The 15,827-nt window shown below is 69.4% G+C and carries 15 protein-coding genes and 2 tRNA genes; 8 read left to right on the forward strand and 9 right to left on the reverse strand.

Going from position 1 to position 15,827, the window contains the following annotated elements; all coding sequences use genetic code 11:
- Positions 1–22: 22 nt before the first annotated feature.
- The gene (gene recG, locus ABD727_RS06810; protein ID WP_344706636.1) at positions 23–2,074 is read left to right on the forward strand and encodes an ATP-dependent DNA helicase RecG; all 2,052 of its coding nucleotides are present in this window, start codon (positions 23–25) and stop codon (positions 2,072–2,074) included.
- Here the strand turns inward: recG and tyrS are convergent.
- The gene (tyrS, locus tag ABD727_RS06815) at positions 2,071–3,306 is read right to left on the reverse strand and encodes a tyrosine--tRNA ligase (protein WP_344706637.1); all 1,236 of its coding nucleotides are present in this window, start codon (positions 3,304–3,306) and stop codon (positions 2,071–2,073) included. The two genes, recG and tyrS, sit on opposite strands and share 4 nt — an antisense overlap.
- A gap of 46 nt (positions 3,307–3,352) precedes the next feature.
- Here tyrS and ABD727_RS06820 point away from each other — a divergent pair, with 46 nt between their 5' ends.
- The 3 genes from ABD727_RS06820 to ABD727_RS06830 are packed head-to-tail and all read left to right on the forward strand — an operon-like array spanning position 3,353 to position 5,924.
- Positions 3,353–3,889, forward strand: a complete 537-nt coding sequence (locus ABD727_RS06820) for a DOMON-like domain-containing protein (RefSeq protein ID WP_344706638.1) — start codon at positions 3,353–3,355, stop codon at positions 3,887–3,889.
- A gap of 11 nt (positions 3,890–3,900) precedes the next feature.
- The gene (locus ABD727_RS06825) at positions 3,901–5,100 is read left to right on the forward strand and encodes an exo-beta-N-acetylmuramidase NamZ family protein (RefSeq protein WP_344706639.1); all 1,200 of its coding nucleotides are present in this window, start codon (positions 3,901–3,903) and stop codon (positions 5,098–5,100) included.
- A complete protein-coding gene (locus ABD727_RS06830) occupies positions 5,085–5,924 on the forward strand; it encodes an alpha/beta hydrolase (protein WP_344706640.1) in 840 nt (279 codons plus the stop codon). Before ABD727_RS06825 ends, ABD727_RS06830 begins: the two co-directional genes overlap by 16 nt.
- Before the next feature lie 18 nt (positions 5,925–5,942).
- Here ABD727_RS06830 and ABD727_RS06835 read toward each other — a convergent pair whose 3' ends face one another.
- From ABD727_RS06835 to ABD727_RS06845, 3 genes are all read right to left on the reverse strand, one after another.
- Complete coding sequence (locus ABD727_RS06835; RefSeq protein ID WP_344706641.1) at positions 5,943–7,322, reverse strand: HlyD family type I secretion periplasmic adaptor subunit; 1,380 nt, start codon at positions 7,320–7,322, stop codon at positions 5,943–5,945.
- Positions 7,322–9,112 (reverse strand): type I secretion system permease/ATPase, encoded by a 1,791-nt coding sequence (locus tag ABD727_RS06840; protein ID WP_344706642.1) that lies wholly within the window; start codon positions 9,110–9,112, stop codon positions 7,322–7,324. The genes ABD727_RS06835 and ABD727_RS06840 overlap by 1 nt, the downstream gene beginning before the upstream one ends.
- Positions 9,113–9,197: 85 nt before the next feature.
- A complete protein-coding gene (locus ABD727_RS06845; RefSeq protein WP_344706643.1) occupies positions 9,198–10,373 on the reverse strand; it encodes a vWA domain-containing protein in 1,176 nt (391 codons plus the stop codon).
- 147 nt (positions 10,374–10,520) lie between these two features.
- On the opposite strand from ABD727_RS06845, the gene ABD727_RS06850 reads away from it, so the two are divergent.
- Positions 10,521–11,909, forward strand: coding sequence for a histidine kinase dimerization/phospho-acceptor domain-containing protein (locus ABD727_RS06850; RefSeq protein WP_344706644.1), 1,389 nt, complete (start codon positions 10,521–10,523; stop codon positions 11,907–11,909).
- Here the strand turns inward: ABD727_RS06850 and ABD727_RS06855 are convergent.
- Positions 11,910–11,986 (reverse strand) — tRNA-Pro (locus ABD727_RS06855).
- Between the two features lie 42 nt (positions 11,987–12,028).
- Here ABD727_RS06855 and ABD727_RS06860 point away from each other — a divergent pair.
- Both ABD727_RS06860 and ABD727_RS06865 read left to right on the forward strand, forming a co-directional pair.
- Positions 12,029–12,355 (forward strand): hypothetical protein, encoded by a 327-nt coding sequence (locus tag ABD727_RS06860; protein ID WP_344706645.1) that lies wholly within the window; start codon positions 12,029–12,031, stop codon positions 12,353–12,355.
- Positions 12,356–12,398: 43 nt separating this feature from the next.
- A tRNA-Ile gene (locus ABD727_RS06865) sits at positions 12,399–12,473 on the forward strand.
- A gap of 17 nt (positions 12,474–12,490) precedes the next feature.
- Here ABD727_RS06865 and ABD727_RS06870 read toward each other — a convergent pair.
- The 4 genes from ABD727_RS06870 to ABD727_RS06885 are packed head-to-tail and all read right to left on the reverse strand — an operon-like array spanning position 12,491 to position 15,573.
- A complete protein-coding gene (locus ABD727_RS06870) occupies positions 12,491–12,835 on the reverse strand; it encodes a hypothetical protein (protein WP_344706646.1) in 345 nt (114 codons plus the stop codon).
- A 7-nt stretch (positions 12,836–12,842) separates the two neighbouring features.
- On the reverse strand, positions 12,843–13,052 hold the full coding sequence (locus ABD727_RS06875) for a hypothetical protein (RefSeq protein WP_344706647.1): 210 nt from the start codon (positions 13,050–13,052) through the stop codon (positions 12,843–12,845).
- Positions 13,049–14,467, reverse strand: coding sequence for a M28 family peptidase (locus ABD727_RS06880; RefSeq protein WP_344706648.1), 1,419 nt, complete (start codon positions 14,465–14,467; stop codon positions 13,049–13,051). The genes ABD727_RS06875 and ABD727_RS06880 overlap by 4 nt, the downstream gene beginning before the upstream one ends.
- Positions 14,468–14,502: 35 nt before the next feature.
- Positions 14,503–15,573 carry a PA0069 family radical SAM protein gene (locus ABD727_RS06885; protein ID WP_344706649.1) on the reverse strand — a complete coding sequence of 357 codons (1,071 nt, stop codon included), beginning with the start codon at positions 15,571–15,573 and terminating at the stop codon, positions 14,503–14,505.
- Positions 15,574–15,672: 99 nt separating this feature from the next.
- Here ABD727_RS06885 and ABD727_RS06890 point away from each other — a divergent pair, with 99 nt between their 5' ends.
- Positions 15,673–15,825 carry a hypothetical protein gene (locus tag ABD727_RS06890; protein ID WP_344706650.1) on the forward strand — a complete coding sequence of 51 codons (153 nt, stop codon included), beginning with the start codon at positions 15,673–15,675 and terminating at the stop codon, positions 15,823–15,825.
- Positions 15,826–15,827: the final 2 nt, after the last annotated feature.

Consider the following 15,827-nt stretch of genomic DNA (forward strand, 5'->3'; position numbering starts at 1 on the left):
AGCGACACCAAAGTCGAAGACGATGCGCCCTGAGCTCCTCCATCCCCTGTTCGCCGAAGTGGAAACACTGAAGGGCGTCGGCCCGCAGGTCGCCAAGCAACTGGCGAAGCTCGGGCTGACCCGCGCGGTGGACCTGCTGTTCCACCTGCCCACAGGGTCGATCGAGCGGGTTCGGACCCCGGCAGCTAGACCGCTGTTGCTCGGCCGGCAGATCGTCATCGACCTTACCGCGACCGAGGTACGGACCAGCCGCGGGCGCGGGCCGACCCGGATCTATGCGATCGACGGGGAGGGGAATACGGTGACGCTCGCCTTCTTCAACCATGGCGGCTGGGCGGCCAGGCAGCTTCCGCTCGGCGAGAGGCGCACCGTCACCGGCAAGCTCGAAGCCTATGGCGACGAGTGGCAGATGATCCACCCCGAGGTGACCGAGCCCGGCAAGGCCGAGCCCGCTTTGCGCGAGACGGTCTATCCGATGACCGAGGGGCTGACCTCGCGGCGCCTGCGCGAACTGGTCACGGCCGCGCTCGAGCGCGCACCCGATCTGCCCGAATGGATCGAGCCCTCGGTCCGTGAGCGGGAAGGCTGGCGCGACTGGCGCGGCGCGCTGGCCGAGATCCATGCCGAGCCTGCCTCGGATCATGCCCGGCGGCGCCTCGCCTATGACGAGATCTTCGCCAACCAGCTCGCCCTCGCGCTGCTTCGGCAGGTCAGCCGGAGGAAGCGCGGGCAGCCGCTTCGTGGCGACGGGCGGCTGACCGGCGCGCTCAAGCTTCCCTACGCGCTGACCGGGGCGCAGCGGCGCGTGGTCGAGGAGATCCGCGGCGACATGGGCCAGGAAGCACCGATGCTTCGACTGCTCCAGGGCGACGTCGGCTCGGGCAAGACACTGGTCGCGCTGCTCGCCATGCTCGAGGCGGTCGAGGCCGGCGCGCAGGCGGCGATGCTTGCCCCGACCGAGATACTCGCGCGCCAGCATCATGCGACCCTGCTCCGCCAATGCGACAGCATCGGGGTGCGGGTCGCGATCCTGACCGGACGCGAGAAGGGCAAGGCGCGCGATTCGACGCTGATGGGGCTTGCCGACGGGTCGATCGACATCCTCGTCGGAACCCACGCGATCTTCCAGGAGAAGGTCGCCTATCGCCGGCTCGGCCTGGTGGTGATCGACGAGCAGCATCGCTTCGGCGTGTCCGAGCGGCTGCTGCTTACCGCCAAGGGCGCGACGACGCCGCACCTGCTGGCGATGACCGCGACCCCGATCCCGCGCACACTGACTCTGACTCAATATGGCGAGATGGACGTCAGCCGGATCGACGAGATGCCGCCTGGTCGCACCCCGGTCGAGACAAGGGTGATCGCCGAGGAGCGCCTGGGCGACGTGGTCGAGGGCCTCGCCCGGCACGTCGCGGCGGGCGGACAGGCCTATTGGGTCTGCCCGCTGGTCGCCGAGAGCGAGAATAGCGACGCCGCGGCGGCCGAGGAGAGGGCGGCCGCGCTGGCGCTTCGATTCCCCGGGCGGGTCGGACTGGTCCATGGCCGGATGAAGGGCCCCGAGAAGGACGCGGTCATGGCCGACTTCGCCGGCGGACGGCTCGCGATCCTCGTCGCGACGACGGTGATCGAAGTCGGGGTCGACGTCCCCAATGCCGCGCTGATGATCATCGAGGGGGCCGAGCGCTTCGGGCTAAGCCAGCTCCACCAGCTCCGTGGCCGGGTCGGGCGCGGCGCCGCCAAGTCGACCTGCCTGCTGCTTCGCGGCGGGATGCTGAGCGAGACGGGGCGGGCGCGGCTGGCGCTGATGCGCGAGACCAGCGACGGCTTCCGAATCGCCGAGGAGGATCTTCGGCTTCGCGGTCCGGGCGAAATCCTCGGGGTGCGCCAGTCGGGCGAGGCCCAGTTCCGCCTCGCCACGCCCGAACAGGTGCAGGAGCTCGCGCCGATGGCGACGCAGGACGCTCGCCTGTTGCTCGACCGCGATGGCGGCCTCAAGGGCGAGCGCGGGGAGGCGGCGCGGCTCTGCCTCTACCTGTTCGAGCGCGACCAGGCGGTGGACCTGCTTCGGAGCGGCTAGGGTAGGAGCAGTCCGTGCTTCTTCTTGCCGAGGCTCAGCTTTCGTTCCGAAGGCACCGGAATCATGAGCGAAATGTCTCCGATCGCCTCGCCATCGAGCTTGACCGCACCTTCGGCCACCTTGCGCTTGGCTTCGCCATTCGATGCGCAGAAGCCGAGTTCGACGAGCGCCGCGAGGACCCCGATCTCGCCGCCCGTAGCGACGCTCGGCAGCGCCTCGCCCGAACCCCCGCCAGCGAAGGTCGCCGCGGCCGTCGCCTCGGCCGCCTCGGCTGCGTCCCGCCCATGCAGCAGAGCGGTGGCCTCGGTCGCAAGTACCTTCTTGGCCTCGTTGATCTCGGCCCCCTCAAGCGCCTCGAGCCGGGCAATCTCGCCGAGCGGAAGGTCGGTGAAGAGCTTGAGGAACCGGCCGACGTCGGCGTCCGCTGTGTTGCGCCAGAACTGCCAGTAATCGTAGGCGCTTAGCCGGAAACCCTCAGGTCCGTCCGAATTGAGCCAGATCGCGCCCTGCGCGGTCTTGCCCATCTTGCCGCCGTCGGCGGTGGTGATCAGCGGGGTAGTCACGGCATAGACTTCGGTGCCGTCGGCGCGGCGGCACAGCTCGACCCCGTTGACGATGTTGCCCCACTGGTCCGACCCGCCCATCTGCAACCGGCAGCCGAAGCGCCGCGACAGCTCGAGGAAGTCGTAGGCCTGCATGATCATGTAGTTGAATTCGAGGAAGGACAGCGATTGCTCGCGCTCGAGCCGCAGCTGCACGCTGTCGAAGGTCAGCATCCGGTTGACCGAGAAATGCCGCCCGACTTCGCGCAGGAAGGGGAGGTATTCGAGCCGGTCGAGCCATTCGTCATTGTTGACCAGCAGCGCGTCGGTCGGACCGTCGCCGAAGGTCAGGAGGTTGCCGAAGGCGCGCTTGATCCCGGCGATGTTGTCGGCGATCGCCGCCTCGTCGAGCAGCCGCCGCTCCTCGGCCTTGAAGCTGGGGTCGCCGACCTTGCTGGTCCCGCCGCCCATCAGCACGATCGGCCGGTGCCCCGCCTGTTGCAGCCGGCGGAGCAGCATGATCTGCACCAGGCTGCCGACGTGCAGGCTCGGCGCGGTCGCGTCGAAACCGATATAGCCGGTGACCACCTCGCGGCTCGCCAGCGCGTCGAGCGCGGCGGCGTCGGTCGACTGGTGGATGTAGCCGCGTTCGGACAGCAGCTTGAGAAGCGAGGAAGTGTAGGTCGTCATGATGAGAGCCGCTTAGCTTAGCTGTCGCGATGACGTAAGGGAGGGCATGCGCTTCGAACTCCAGCCGCATCCCTCGACGGTGCCGAGCCCGCCCTTCACCCTCTGGGCCAGTGCCGAGCGCTCGGCCGCTTTCGGCGAGGCGGCGACGCTCAACCTGTGGTTCGGAGTAAGCGCGCCGATCGGCCGTTTCCTCGTTCCGGACCTGTCGCCGGAACCTGCCCGGCGTGACAATCTGTGGCGCTCGACCTGCTTCGAATGCTTTCTCAAGGAAGAGGGCGAAGAGGCTTATCAGGAATGGAATTTCGCACCGAGCGGTGACTGGGCGGCATACGATTTCGACCAAGAGCGCGAAGGCATGCGCCCCGCCGAGGTCGCCAATGCCCCTTATGTCCGGGTCGAGGACAATCTGACCTGGTGGGGCCTCGGCGCGACGCTCGCCATCCCGTCCGAGCCGCGCTTCACCATCGCGCTCAGCGCGGTCATCGAGGAGACCGACGGGCGCCGCAGCTTCTGGGCGCTGCACCATCCGTCCGAACAGCCCGACTTCCACCATCCGGATTGCTTCACCGCGCGACTGGCTTAGAGCATCGGGCCATGACTGACTTCGGTATCGACCGCCTGCTCGCCGACCCCGCGCTCCTCGCCCAGTTGAAGGGGCGGCGCGTCTGCCTCCTCGGCCACCCCGCCTCGGTCACCCGCGACCTCACCCACAGCATCGACGCGCTGATCGCCGCCGGGGTGAATGTCACCAGCGCGATGGGCCCGCAGCATGGGCTTAAGGGCGACAAGCAGGACAATATGGTCGAGACCGCCGACGAGGTGGATCCGCGGCTCGGCATCCCCGTCTTCAGCCTCTACGGCGAGGTGCGCCGCCCGACCGGCCAGATGATGAGCGCCGCCGACGTCTTCCTGTTCGACCTGCAGGACCTCGGCTGCCGAATCTACACCTTCGTCACGACGCTGCTCTACCTGCTCGAGGCTGCTGCCGAGCAGGGCAAGGAAGTCTGGGTGCTCGACCGCCCCAATCCCGCCGGCACGCCGGTCGAGGGTACCTTGCTCGAGCCCGGCTGGGAGAGTTTCGTCGGCGCCGGCCCGATGCCGATGCGCCACGGCCTGACCATGGGCGAGATGGGCCACTGGTTCATCCGGCACTTCAATCTCGACGTCGCCTATCGCGTGGTCGAAATGGAGGGCTGGAACCCAGACCAGGGGCCCGGCTTCGGCTGGCCGACCGATCGCGTGTGGATCAATCCGTCGCCCAATGCCGCGACGCTCAACATGGCGCGCGCCTATGCGGGCACGGTGATGCTCGAGGGCACGACGCTGAGCGAGGGCAGGGGGACGACCCGCGCGCTCGAGCTGTTCGCCGCGCCCGGCCTCGACGCCCGCGCGATCCTTGCCGAGATGGAGCGCATCGCGCCCCACTGGCTGGCCGGCTGCACGCTGCGCGAGATCTTCGTCGAGCCGACCTTCCACAAGCACAAGGGCGAGCTCTGCTCGGGGCTGTTCATCCATGCGGAGGGGCCGGGCTACGAACACCAGGCGTTCCGACCGTGGCGATTGCAGGGGCTCGCCTTCAAGGCGATCCGCAACCTCCATCCCGACTATGAGCTGTGGCGCGACTTCCCCTACGAATATGAGTTCGGAAAGCTCGCCATCGACGTCATCAACGGCGGCCCGACCTTACGCGAATGGGTCGACAATCCGGGCAGCGAAGCGGGCGATCTCGAGGCCATCGCAAGCCGTGACGAGCAGGCCTGGGCAGAGCAGGTGTCGCCATGCCGCCTCTACTGATCCGCGCGGCACTGCTGTCGACGCTGCTGGTCGCGGCGCCTGCCTGCGGCAGCCCGGTCACCGACCGCATCTACCCCGCGCCGCAGGAGGCGCTGACGCTCGCTGGCCTGCCATCGGGCAGCAAGTTCTTGCCTGTCACGACGCGGGACGGGGTGAAGCTCACCGGCATCCTCGCGCCCGGCCGAGCTGACAGGCCGCTGCTGCTGGTCTTCCACGGCAATGCGTCGTCGGCGACCACCGCGCTTCGCTGGCTCGGCCCGCTCACCGAGGACGGCTACCGCATCCTCTCGGCCGAATATCGCGGCTACAGCGGCAATGCCGGCAAGCCGAGCGAGGCGGGACTGGTGCAGGACGCCGCGGCCTTCCTCGCCGCCGCCCGCATCGAGGCTGGGGGCCAGCCGGTCTGGGTCGTGGGCCACAGCCTTGGAGGGGGCGTGGCATTGGCCTTGTCGCGCTCGGAGAAGCTCGACGCGCTGGTGACGATCGGCACCTTCACGCGCATTCGCGATATGGCGCCGACTTTGGCGCGCGCTCTCGTCCCCGACGAATTCCGCAATGCCGACGCGGCCAGGGCGCTCGACGAGCCCTGGTACCTGATCCACGGTTCGCGCGATGACGTCGTGCCTGTCACCCACGGCAAGGCGCTGTTCGACCTCGCGGCGGGCAAGGATGGCCGCGCCTTCGTGATCCGCGACGCCGATCACCGTCCGGCGGTGCGTGATCTCCGCTCGATCCTCGCGGCGATCGCGGCGAGCCAGGCGAAGCAGCCGCTTCCGCCGCTCTCCGCCAACGTGATGACCAGCTCGTTCGCAGCGACGAAGTAAGCCGCATGGCGGCCCGCCCTAATGCTCCCGTCCGGAGCGGTTGAGGGCCGAGGTGAGCGGTTCGAGCATATACTGGAGCGCGGTCCGCTTGCGCACCGGGATCTCGACGGTGACCGGCATTCCGGCGCGAAGCTCGAAGTCGTCGCCGCGGACGACCTTCAATTTCTCGAGCTCGGCCTGCGGCACCTCGATGGTCGCGGTGAAGTAGCTTTCGCCGGTTTTCTCGTCGGTGAAGCTGTCGGCGGAGACCCGGGTCACCTTGCCTTCGAGTGGCGACAGGCGGCGTTCGTGCAGCGCGTCGAAGCGGACGTAAGCGGTCTGGCCGGTCGAGACGTCGTCGCCGTCGGCGATGCTCAACCGCACCTCGATGTTCATCGGGGTCCGCTCGGGCACCACGTCGAGCAGCTTCTGCCCCGGCGCGATCACCCCGCCCGGAGTGAAGACCTGGAGCCCGACCACCATCCCGCTCGCGGGACTGCGGATGTCGAGCCGAGAGGCCTGGTCGCGGGCGGCGCTCAACTTGGGCAGCACCTCGGCCAGTGCCAGTTCGACGTCGCGCAATTCGGTCGCCGAGCGCTCGAGATAGTCGCTCTGCGCCTCGAGCGCCTGGAGCCGCGATTCGCCGGCCTGGTCGCGCGACTGGGCCACGGTCGCGCTATACTGGCCGCGCTGCCCCTCGAGCTCGGCCTTGGCGCGCTCGAGCGCACGGATGCGGCTCATCGAGACGAAGCCCTTTTCGGCGACCGTGCTGAGCGACTTCAGTTCTTCGTCGACCGAGGCGATCTGCTTGTCGAGCGCGGCGACCTGGCGGGTGTAGCCAGCGCCCTGGTTGCCCGCCCCCGAGGTGCGCTGGCCGAGCGAGGCGCGCTTGGCGTTGACGACCGCGAGCCGGGTTCGAAGCTGCGTGCGCTGGATGTTCATCGCCTGCGTGGCATCGGCCCGGTCCTCGGGACTGGTCAGCTGGGCGAACTCGGCCGGCACCGCGATCGTGCCGCTGCCCATCTGCTCGGCCCGGATCCGGGCGCGCTGGGCGAGGAGCGAGATGGCCTGCGCGCTCAGCGAGCGTTCCTGCGCGCGGACCTCGGATCCCGCGAGCCGCATCAGGATCTGCCCGCGCTCGACCCGCTGGCCCTCCCTGACCATGATCTGGCCGACCACCCCGCCGTCGCGGTGCTGGACGGTCTGGCGCTGGCCCGACACCACCAGCCGGCCCGGCGCGAGCGCCGCTGCGTCGAGCCTGGCGATGGCGGCCCAGCCGACCAGCAGGCCGAAGAAGAGGAAGGCGACGATCAGCCCGGCGCGGATGTCGCGCGACGGCTCGTCACCGCCCATCTCGCCCTGCCAGTCGCCGACGGCCGGTCCGGCATGCGCGGGGAGCGCGAGGTCGAGACTGTTCATCAGCGGGCCTCCGCGACCTGGGCCGCGACCCGCGGCTGGGGCTTGGACAATTTGGCGAGCACCTCGTCGCGCGCCCCGTACATGGTCAGCCGCCCATCCTGGATGACCATGATCTTGTCGACCAGCGGAAGCACGCTCATCCGGTGCGCGACGAGCAGGATCGTCGTGCCCTGGCTCTTGGCCTGCTCGAGCGAGCGGGCGAGCTGCTGGTCTCCCTCGGCATCGAGGTTGCTGTTGGGTTCGTCGAGGATCAGGATCGAGGGCGAGCGGAACATCGCCCGGGCGAGCGCGATCCGTTGCCCCTGGCCCGCCGACAGGCCGCGGCCACCGAGGCCGAGCGGATGGTCGTAGCCCTGCGACAGCCGCTGAATTAGCGGGTGCGCGCCCGCTGCGGTGGCAGCGGCGATCGCATCGGAATCCACCTGCTCGGCCGGCTCGCCGAGGCGATTGCGAAAGCGGGCGATATTCTCCTTGACCGAGCCGGCGAACAGCGCGGGCTCCTGCGGCATGAAGCCGACATGCTCGGCCAGCCGCTCCGGGTCCCAGTTGCGCTGGTCGGTGCCGTCGATCCGGACATGGCCGTGGGTCGGGGCGAGTGCGCCCGCGAGGACCCGCACCAGGGTCGACTTGCCGGCGCCGCTCGGGCCCACGATCGCGACCACTTCGCCCGCCTCGACCGCGAAGTTGACGTTCTGGAGGATCGGCTGGTTGCCCTCGGCCATGACGTGCAGCTGCTCGACCTCGAGGCTTCCCGACGGGCGCGGCAGGTGGGTGAGGGCGATGTCGGGCTCGCGTGCCGAGAGGAGGTCGTTGAGCGTGTTCCAGGCGCCACGGGCCTGGACCACCACCCGCCAGTTGCCGACCAGCTGGTCGATCGGGGCGAGCGCGCGACCGACGATGAACATGCTGGCGAAGATCGCCCCGGCGCTGATCTTCCCGTCGATCGCGAGCAGCGCGCCAAGGCCGAGTGCCAGCGACTGGAGCAACTGTCGGAGGAAGCGCGAGCCGGCGATCAGCCCCCCGCCCGACAGGCTTGCCTCGGTCTGCAGCCGCATCATCGTGTCGCGCTGCTTGAGGTGGCCGGCGACCAGCGCCCGGCGAAGGCCGAGCGCGCGGACCACGTCGGCGTTGGCCACGCTCGCCTCGAACTCGGAATAGGCCTGGCCCGCCGACTGGCTGGCGCGCTGCAGCCGCTCGCGGGTGAGCTGCTCGTTGCGGATCGCAAGCAGCACGACGACGACCGCGCCGACCGTCGAGAGAACCCCGATCCACGGATGCAGGAGGAAGGCGATGAGGATGTAGATGGGCACCCAGGGCGCATCGAGGATGGCGAGGATGGCCGGCCCGGTCATCGCCTGGCGGAGCACGTCGAACTCGCGGATCGCCTGGCGGGCCAGCCGCTGGCCGCCTCGGGTCGGGCGCGACAGGCTGACGTCGAGCAGGGTGCCCGAGAGCATCCGGTCGAGCCGAACCCCGGCGCGGACCAGCAGCCGCGAGCGGACGACGTCGAGCAGGCTGCTCGCGCCGAGGCCGAGGATCAGGATGACGGTGAGGAGCAGGAGGGTGGTGCCGCCGCGCGTTGGAACCACCCGCTCATACACCTGGAGCATGTAGAGCATCGGCACGAGCACGAGGAGGTTGACCAGCGCGCTGAACGCCAGCGCCCAGACGAAGTGACGGCGGCAGGCGCGGACCGCTGCCTGGAGGCTGTCGTCGACCGCCGTCTGCGCCATGCTCAACCCTCCAGCCCCATGCTTGTCGATCCCGCTCGAGAAAAGACCGTGCTTCACGCCGCCCTGGCGCGGTCACGCCCTTGAAGGCAAACGAACCGGCGCACCACTAGCACCCTTGTCCGACGGAGTTGAGCCCGACTCCCTACTTCTTGCGGCTTAGTGCCCGCATCGCCTGGTCGAGACCGGCGAGGGTCAGCGGGTACATCCGCTCTTCCATCAGCTGGCGGATGATGGTCGTCGAGGCAGAGTGGCCCCAATAGACCTCGGGTGTCGGGTTGATCCAGGCGGCGCTCGGATAGGTCTGGGTGAAGCGCTTGAGCCAGGTGGCGCCGGCCTCCTCGTTCATATGTTCGATCGAGCCGCCCGGATGGCTGATCTCGTAGGGGCTCATCGCCGCGTCGCCGACGATCACCAGTTTGTGGTCGTGGCCGAACTTGTGGAGGATGTCCCAGCTGTCGGTGCGCTCGGTCCAGCGCCGGCGGTTCTCCTTCCACACGCCCTCGTAGATGCAATTGTGGAAGTAATAATGCTCGAGATGCTTGAACTCGCTCCGCGCGGCGGAGAAGAGTTCCTCGACCAGCCGGACATGGCCGTCCATCGACCCACCGATGTCGAGGAAGAGCAGCAGCTTGACCGCATTGTGCCGCTCGGGCCGCATCCGCACGTCGAGCCAGCCGCGCCGGGCGGTGCCGTCGATCGTGCCCTCGATGTCGAGTTCGTCCGCGGCACCCTCGCGGGCGAAGCGGCGGAGCCGGCGAAGCGCGACCTTGATCGCCCGGGTGTTGATCTCGCGGCGGTCGTCGAGGTCCTGGAACTCGCGCTTTTCCCACACCTTGATCGCGCGTCCGTGCCGTCCCGGACCGCCGATGCGGACGCCCTCCGGATTGTAGCCGCCATGCCCGAAGGGGGAGGTGCCGCCGGTCCCGATCCACTTGCTTCCGCCCTCGTGGCGACCCTGCTGCTCCTCGAGCCTCTTCTTCAGCGTCTCCATGATCTCGTCCCACGAGCCGAGCGACTTGATCGCTTCCATCTCCTCGGGGGTGAGATACTTCTCGGCGACCAGCCGGAGCCACTCCTCGGGCAGGACCGCGACGTCTTCCTCATCGCCGACGAGGCCCTTGAAGACCTCGCCGAACACGCGGTCGAAGCGGTCGAGCTTGCTCTCGTCATGAACGAAGACCGAGCGGGCGAGATAATAGAATTGCTCGGGCGTGCGCTCGATCACCTCGGCGTCGAGCGCCTCGAGCAGGAGCAGATGTTCCTTGAGGCTGGCGGGGATGCCGCCCTTGCGGAGCGCCTCGACGAAGGAGATGAACATGGGGACCGCCTAGCATGGCCTGCGCCCGAGGCGAACCTTTCGCCCGGTGTCCCGTTGTGGGATGGTTAAATCCAATCGCCTTTCCTGTGGGTTAACAGTCGTCCATGTGTTTTCCTGTGACTTCCCGCGCGCGAAAGAGCTGATCCCTTGCGGTTCGACGATCGACTGGTGACCGTGCTCGGTCAGCCTGCCGGCGACGCGCACGGACGCGCCGTGCAGTGGCGCCAGCTGGTCGAGCTAGTCGCCCGCGACGGCGGGCAGGGCGACGCGCAGCTCCGTGACCATGCGCTCGCCCGGATCGCGCAGCTGATGGACGAGGTGCCCGCCACCCTGCTTGCGCCGACCGCCCGAGCGGTCGCGGGTCCGACCGTCCCTGCCGAGTTGGTCGCCCTGTTCGCGGCGCGCGGCGCGGCGGCTTCGGCGGCGCTGGTCACGGCGGCCGACCTCGATCCCGCCGGATGGGCGGCGGTCCGCGCGGTCGCCGCTCCCGACCTCCACTCGCTGCTTCCGCCCGCATCGGCGCCGTCCGAAGAACCGGCGCAGCCCGCTTCCGCGACACGGGAACCGGCTGATGCCGAGTCGCAGCGCCCGGCGCCCGAAGCAGGGATCTTCCGCTGGGAATGCGGACCCACCGGCGAGATCGACTGGGTCGAGGGAGGTCCGCGCGCCGGGCTCATCGGTCGCAGCCTGACCGAGCCGTTCGCCGACCGCTTCGCCGCGCGCCTGCCGTTCAGCGACGAGCCGCTCGTCCTCGTTGAGGAAGGTGCGCTCGCCGGCGAATGGCGGTGGAGCGGAAGCCCGGCCTTCTTCGCCGACAGCGGCCGTTTCGCCGGCTATCGGGGGATCGCCCGCCGCGAAGGTGCCGAGCCCGCCGCCGCCGCTTCGCCCTTGCCGCAGCTGCCCGAGGACGACGACCTGCGCGAGCTAATGCATGAGCTGCGCACCCCGCTCAACGCCATCATCGGCTTCGGCGAGATCATCGAGGGGCAATATCTTGGTCCCGCGCACCTCAGCTACCGAAGCCGCGCCGGCGCGATCGTCCGCCATGCCCGGAGGCTTGCCGACGCAGTCGACAATCTCGACCTCGCCGCCAAGCTGCGCTCGGGTCGATTCCAGGGGGAGGCAGAGACCGAGCTGTCGGACCTGCGCGGCGCGATCGAGGCGATTGCCGCCGATGCATCGAGGCGAAGCGTGACGCTGCGGGTCGAGGACCGCGCCGGCAGCGGCCGGGTGGCGCTTCCGCCGGCAATGGCGCCGCGCCTCGTCGAGCAGTTCGCGGCCGCGCTCGCCGACACGGCGGCCGCAGGCGAGACCCTCGCGCTGGTGCTCGACCGGCTGCCCGATCAGCTCGCGATCGGGCTCGACCGTCCGCGTGCGCTTGCCGGCTTGAGCGAGGAGCAGATGCTGGTCGACACGACCATCGGCGAAACCCGCTTCGCGCTTCGGCTGGTGCAGGGGCTGGCGGCGATGGTCGGCGGACGGCTCGACATCGCGGCGGACCGCCTCGTCCTGCTGCTGCCGCTCGTCCGGGGATGATGGTCGGGGAGACAGGATTCGAACCTGCGACCCTCTGCTCCCAAAGCAGATGCGCTACCAGGCTGCGCTACTCCCCGACTGAGCGCCGCCATAGGTAAGGCGCCGCGCCACGGCAAGGCTTGCCGGTTGCGCGCGGGCGATGCGTCCGCGACGGCGTCGCCTACGTCGCGACGTTGCCGGTCGACCCCGAAGTGATAAGGCGCGAGCGAGCCCAGTCGGACGTGGTGGTCGCCGCCATCTCGCGCGAACCCGTCGCCTTCGAGCAGGCCCTGGCCTTGCGCCGGGCGGAGCAGATCACGGGTACGATCAGGGTCCGGCTCGATCCCGGCCCGATCGGCACCGTTCGACGGCGCACCCGCGAATGCAGGGTCGAGACCCGAGCTGCCGACGGCAAGCGAACGACCGAGACGAGCACCGAGGTGACCGAAGCGATGGTGCTGCCCTGAAGGCGACTTCACCTCGCGCCCCGCAGCCTCTAGAGCGCTCGCGGGGCCTGTAGCTCAACGGTAGAGCCAGCCGCTCATAACGGCCAGGTTGGGGGTTCGAATCCCTCCGGGCCCACCAACCCTCACCGTGGACGATTACTGCCGGTTGGTGGTCGCGTCGCGCGCGTCCTGGCGCGCCTCGCGGCCCTCCTGGCGGAGCTCGGTGCCGGCGCGGTCGGCGCCATTCTCGATCTTGTCGCCGGCCCGATCGGCGGCATCGCCGACGTCACGCGCGGCGTTGGCGATTGCCGGACGGGCGTCGTCGGCGGCTTCCTTGACGTCGGCCGCGGCATTCTCGAGCACGTCACCGGTCTTGTCGAGCGTGCCCTCGACCTTTTGCTCGTTGATGCTGAGCGTGGTCGAATCGTTCGCGGCGTCGCGGTCGACGTTGCAGGCGCCCAGCGCCAGGGTCGGGAGGGCAAGAAGCAGGAAGCGGCGCATCAGTGGGTTACCTCGTTGGTTGCCGATCCGGAACGTTGGACGGGGCAAGTTGCTCCATCCGGTCCGACGCATTGGAAGCGGCGCGTTCGGCCTCGTTCATCAGCGCCCGGGCGCTCTCGGCATCCTGCTTGGGCAGCGGCGTCACGTCATCGCCCAGTCCCGAGCCGCAGCCGGCAAGGAGCAGGGCGATGACCACCGGGCCGACGGCGCGGATCACCGGCGCGGCCGGGTCGCAGATCGCGGCGTGATCGGTCCGGCGAGCACCGCCAGCGCGCCGGTCCAGGCCGCGACATTCTGTCGAAGCTGGGCCTTGTCGATCACCGCCAGCGTGTCGTCGGGCGTGTGATGGATGTCGAAATAGCGGGTGCCGTCCTGCTGGAGCGCGGCGCCGGGCAGGCCATCGGCGACCATCGGGCCGATGTCGCTGCCGTCGGTCTCGGTCAGACTGCCGGGGACGACGCCGAGCGGGAGCAGCGCGCGCTGGAGCTGGCGGGCCTCGCCGATCCGCGCTTCGCCCAGGCGGCTGTCGACCCGCCAGACGCGATCGGCGCCGAAGTCGCTCTCCATGATCGCATGGTGCGGCAGCTTTCCGTACTTGGCGCGATAGTCGAGGCCGCCGAACAGCCCGACCTCCTCGGCGCCGAACCAGACGATCCGGATCGGGCGCGCGGGCGTGCCGGCGTCCATGATCCGCTTGGCCGCCGCGGTGACGATGCCGCAGCCCGCGGCGTCGTCGAACGCACCGGTGCCGAGGTCCCAGCTGTCGAGGTGGCAGGAGACCAGCACCGGCGCGGCGTTGGGATCGCGGCCCGGCACCTCGGCGATGACGTTGCCGCTCTGCTGGTTGGTCTTGAGGGTCGACTCGAGGATCAGCCGGAGCGTCGGGCGGCGCTCGCCGCTGCGCTTCACGACACGCTCGAGCTGGTCGGCGTCGGGGTTGGACAGCGCTCCCGCAGGGATCGGCTTCACGCCCTCGGCGAAGCTCATCACGCCGGTGTGCGGATTGCGGTGCTCGCGGTCGGTGCCGATCGAGCGCACGAGGATCGCCGCGGCGCCTTTCTGCGCGGCGATCGTCGGACCCTGCCGGCGTGGCGCACCATAGATGCCATAGCCGCTTCCGTCCTGGGTGCGCGGCATGTCGTGGCCGATGTAGACGATCTTGCCGCGGACCTGCTCGGCCGGGGCGGCACGAAGAGCGTCGACACTGGCAAAGGCGATGACTTCGCCGGTCACGCCGCCGGGCGGGGTCGAGGCGCTGTTGCCGAGCGCCGCGACGACCAGCCGCTGCGGGTAGGGGCCGACGAGGTCGGCGCGCTCGAACCCGCGCTCCCATACCGGCATGGTGAAGGGGTCGATCCGGACATTGGCGAAGCCGAGCGACGTCAGGCGGCGGATTGCCCAGGCGCGGGCGCGTGCCTCGGCCTCGGTCCCGGCCAGCCGCTGGCCGACTTCGGTGGTGAGGTCCTCGGTGATCGACCAGGCGACCTCGTCGTCGAGCGCTCGGTCGCGGATCGTGGCGATGGCCCGGTCGGCCGCCTGCTCGGCCGCGGAGAGCGGCGGGGGAGCGGGGGCGGTCTGGGCGAGGACGGGAAGGGCGGAGGCGGCGAGCAGGCCGGCAAGGAGGATACGCATGCGCAGTGTGTAGTCCGGCAGGAAGCGAGCGCAACCTACAGAAGGCGCATCTGCCGCCCCTCGGGCGGGCGGAACAGGTCGCGGCGGAGCTTCAGCCGCTCGGTCCCGAGCCCAGCCCTCCTGACCGCCATCGCGAAGCGGGTCCGCAAGAGGTCCGCCCACGGGCCCTGGCCCTGCATCCGGGTGAAGAAATTGGGATCATTGTCCTTGCCGCCGCGAAGCGACTGGATGGTTGCCATCACCTTGGCGGCGCGGTCGGGATAATGGTCGTCGAGCCAGGCGCGGAACAGCGGCGCGACCTCGTGCGGCAGGCGAACCGGAAGGTAGAAGCCCGCCCGGGCACCGGCTTCCGCCCCGGCCGCGACGATCGTCTCGATCTCATGGTCGGTGATCTGCGGAATGATCGGTGCCACCGCGAGCAGGGTCGGCACGCCCGCCTCGTTGAGGCGACGGATGGCCTCGATCCGCTTTCGTCCGGCCGGCGCGCGCGGCTCGAGCGTGCGGCTGATCGAGGGATCGAGCGAGGTCACCGACACCGCCACCGCCGCCAGACCCTTGTGCGCGGCGGGCGCGATCAGGTCGAGGTCGCGAAGCACCCGGTCGGACTTGGTGGTGATGGTGAAGGGATGGTCGGTCTCGACCAGCAGTTCGACGATCGCGCGGGTAATCCGCCACTTGCCCTCGATCGGTTGGTAGGGGTCGGTGTTGGTCCCGAGCGCGATCGGCGCGCATTCGTAGCCAGGCCGAGACAGCGCCGCGTGGAGCAGCTTGGCCGCATCTGGCTTGGCAAACAGCCGACTCTCGAAATCCACCCCCGGCGAGAGGTCATGATAGGCGTGAGTCGGCCGGGCGAAGCAGTAGATGCAGCCATGCTCGCAGCCACGATAGGGATTGACCGAGCGGTCGAAGCCGATGTCGGGCGAGCTGTTGCGGGTGAGGATCGACTTGGGCTTCTCGACCGTGACGGTGGTCCGGCGGGTGGCCACACCGTCGAGCGCCTCGATGTCGTCGAGCCAATCGCCCTCGACCAGCCGCTCGGGCAGGCGGAAGCGCGTAGGCACGGCATTGCGGGTCGCCCCGCGGCCAGAGATCGACTCGACCGGCATGGCGCCATGCTAAGCCCGTAGCGGGAACAGAACAAGAACGTCTTTGTCCCGCAACATATGTGAGCGCAGCCTGTCACCTTGACCCGCTACAAGGGAGGCATGGACAAGCCGACCCTGTCGCCGACCGATCCCAAGCTGACGACGCGCACCAGCCTCGCCGAGGAACAGCGGCTCGCCTTCGACGAGGACCGGGCACGCCGCCGCCGGCCCTTGCTGTCGCTACGTTTCCCCGGTGCGTTTCTGCGGAACTGACC

The sequence above is a fragment of the Sphingomonas swuensis genome, assembly GCF_039538045.1.
Lineage (GTDB): Bacteria > Pseudomonadota > Alphaproteobacteria > Sphingomonadales > Sphingomonadaceae > Sphingomicrobium > Sphingomicrobium swuense.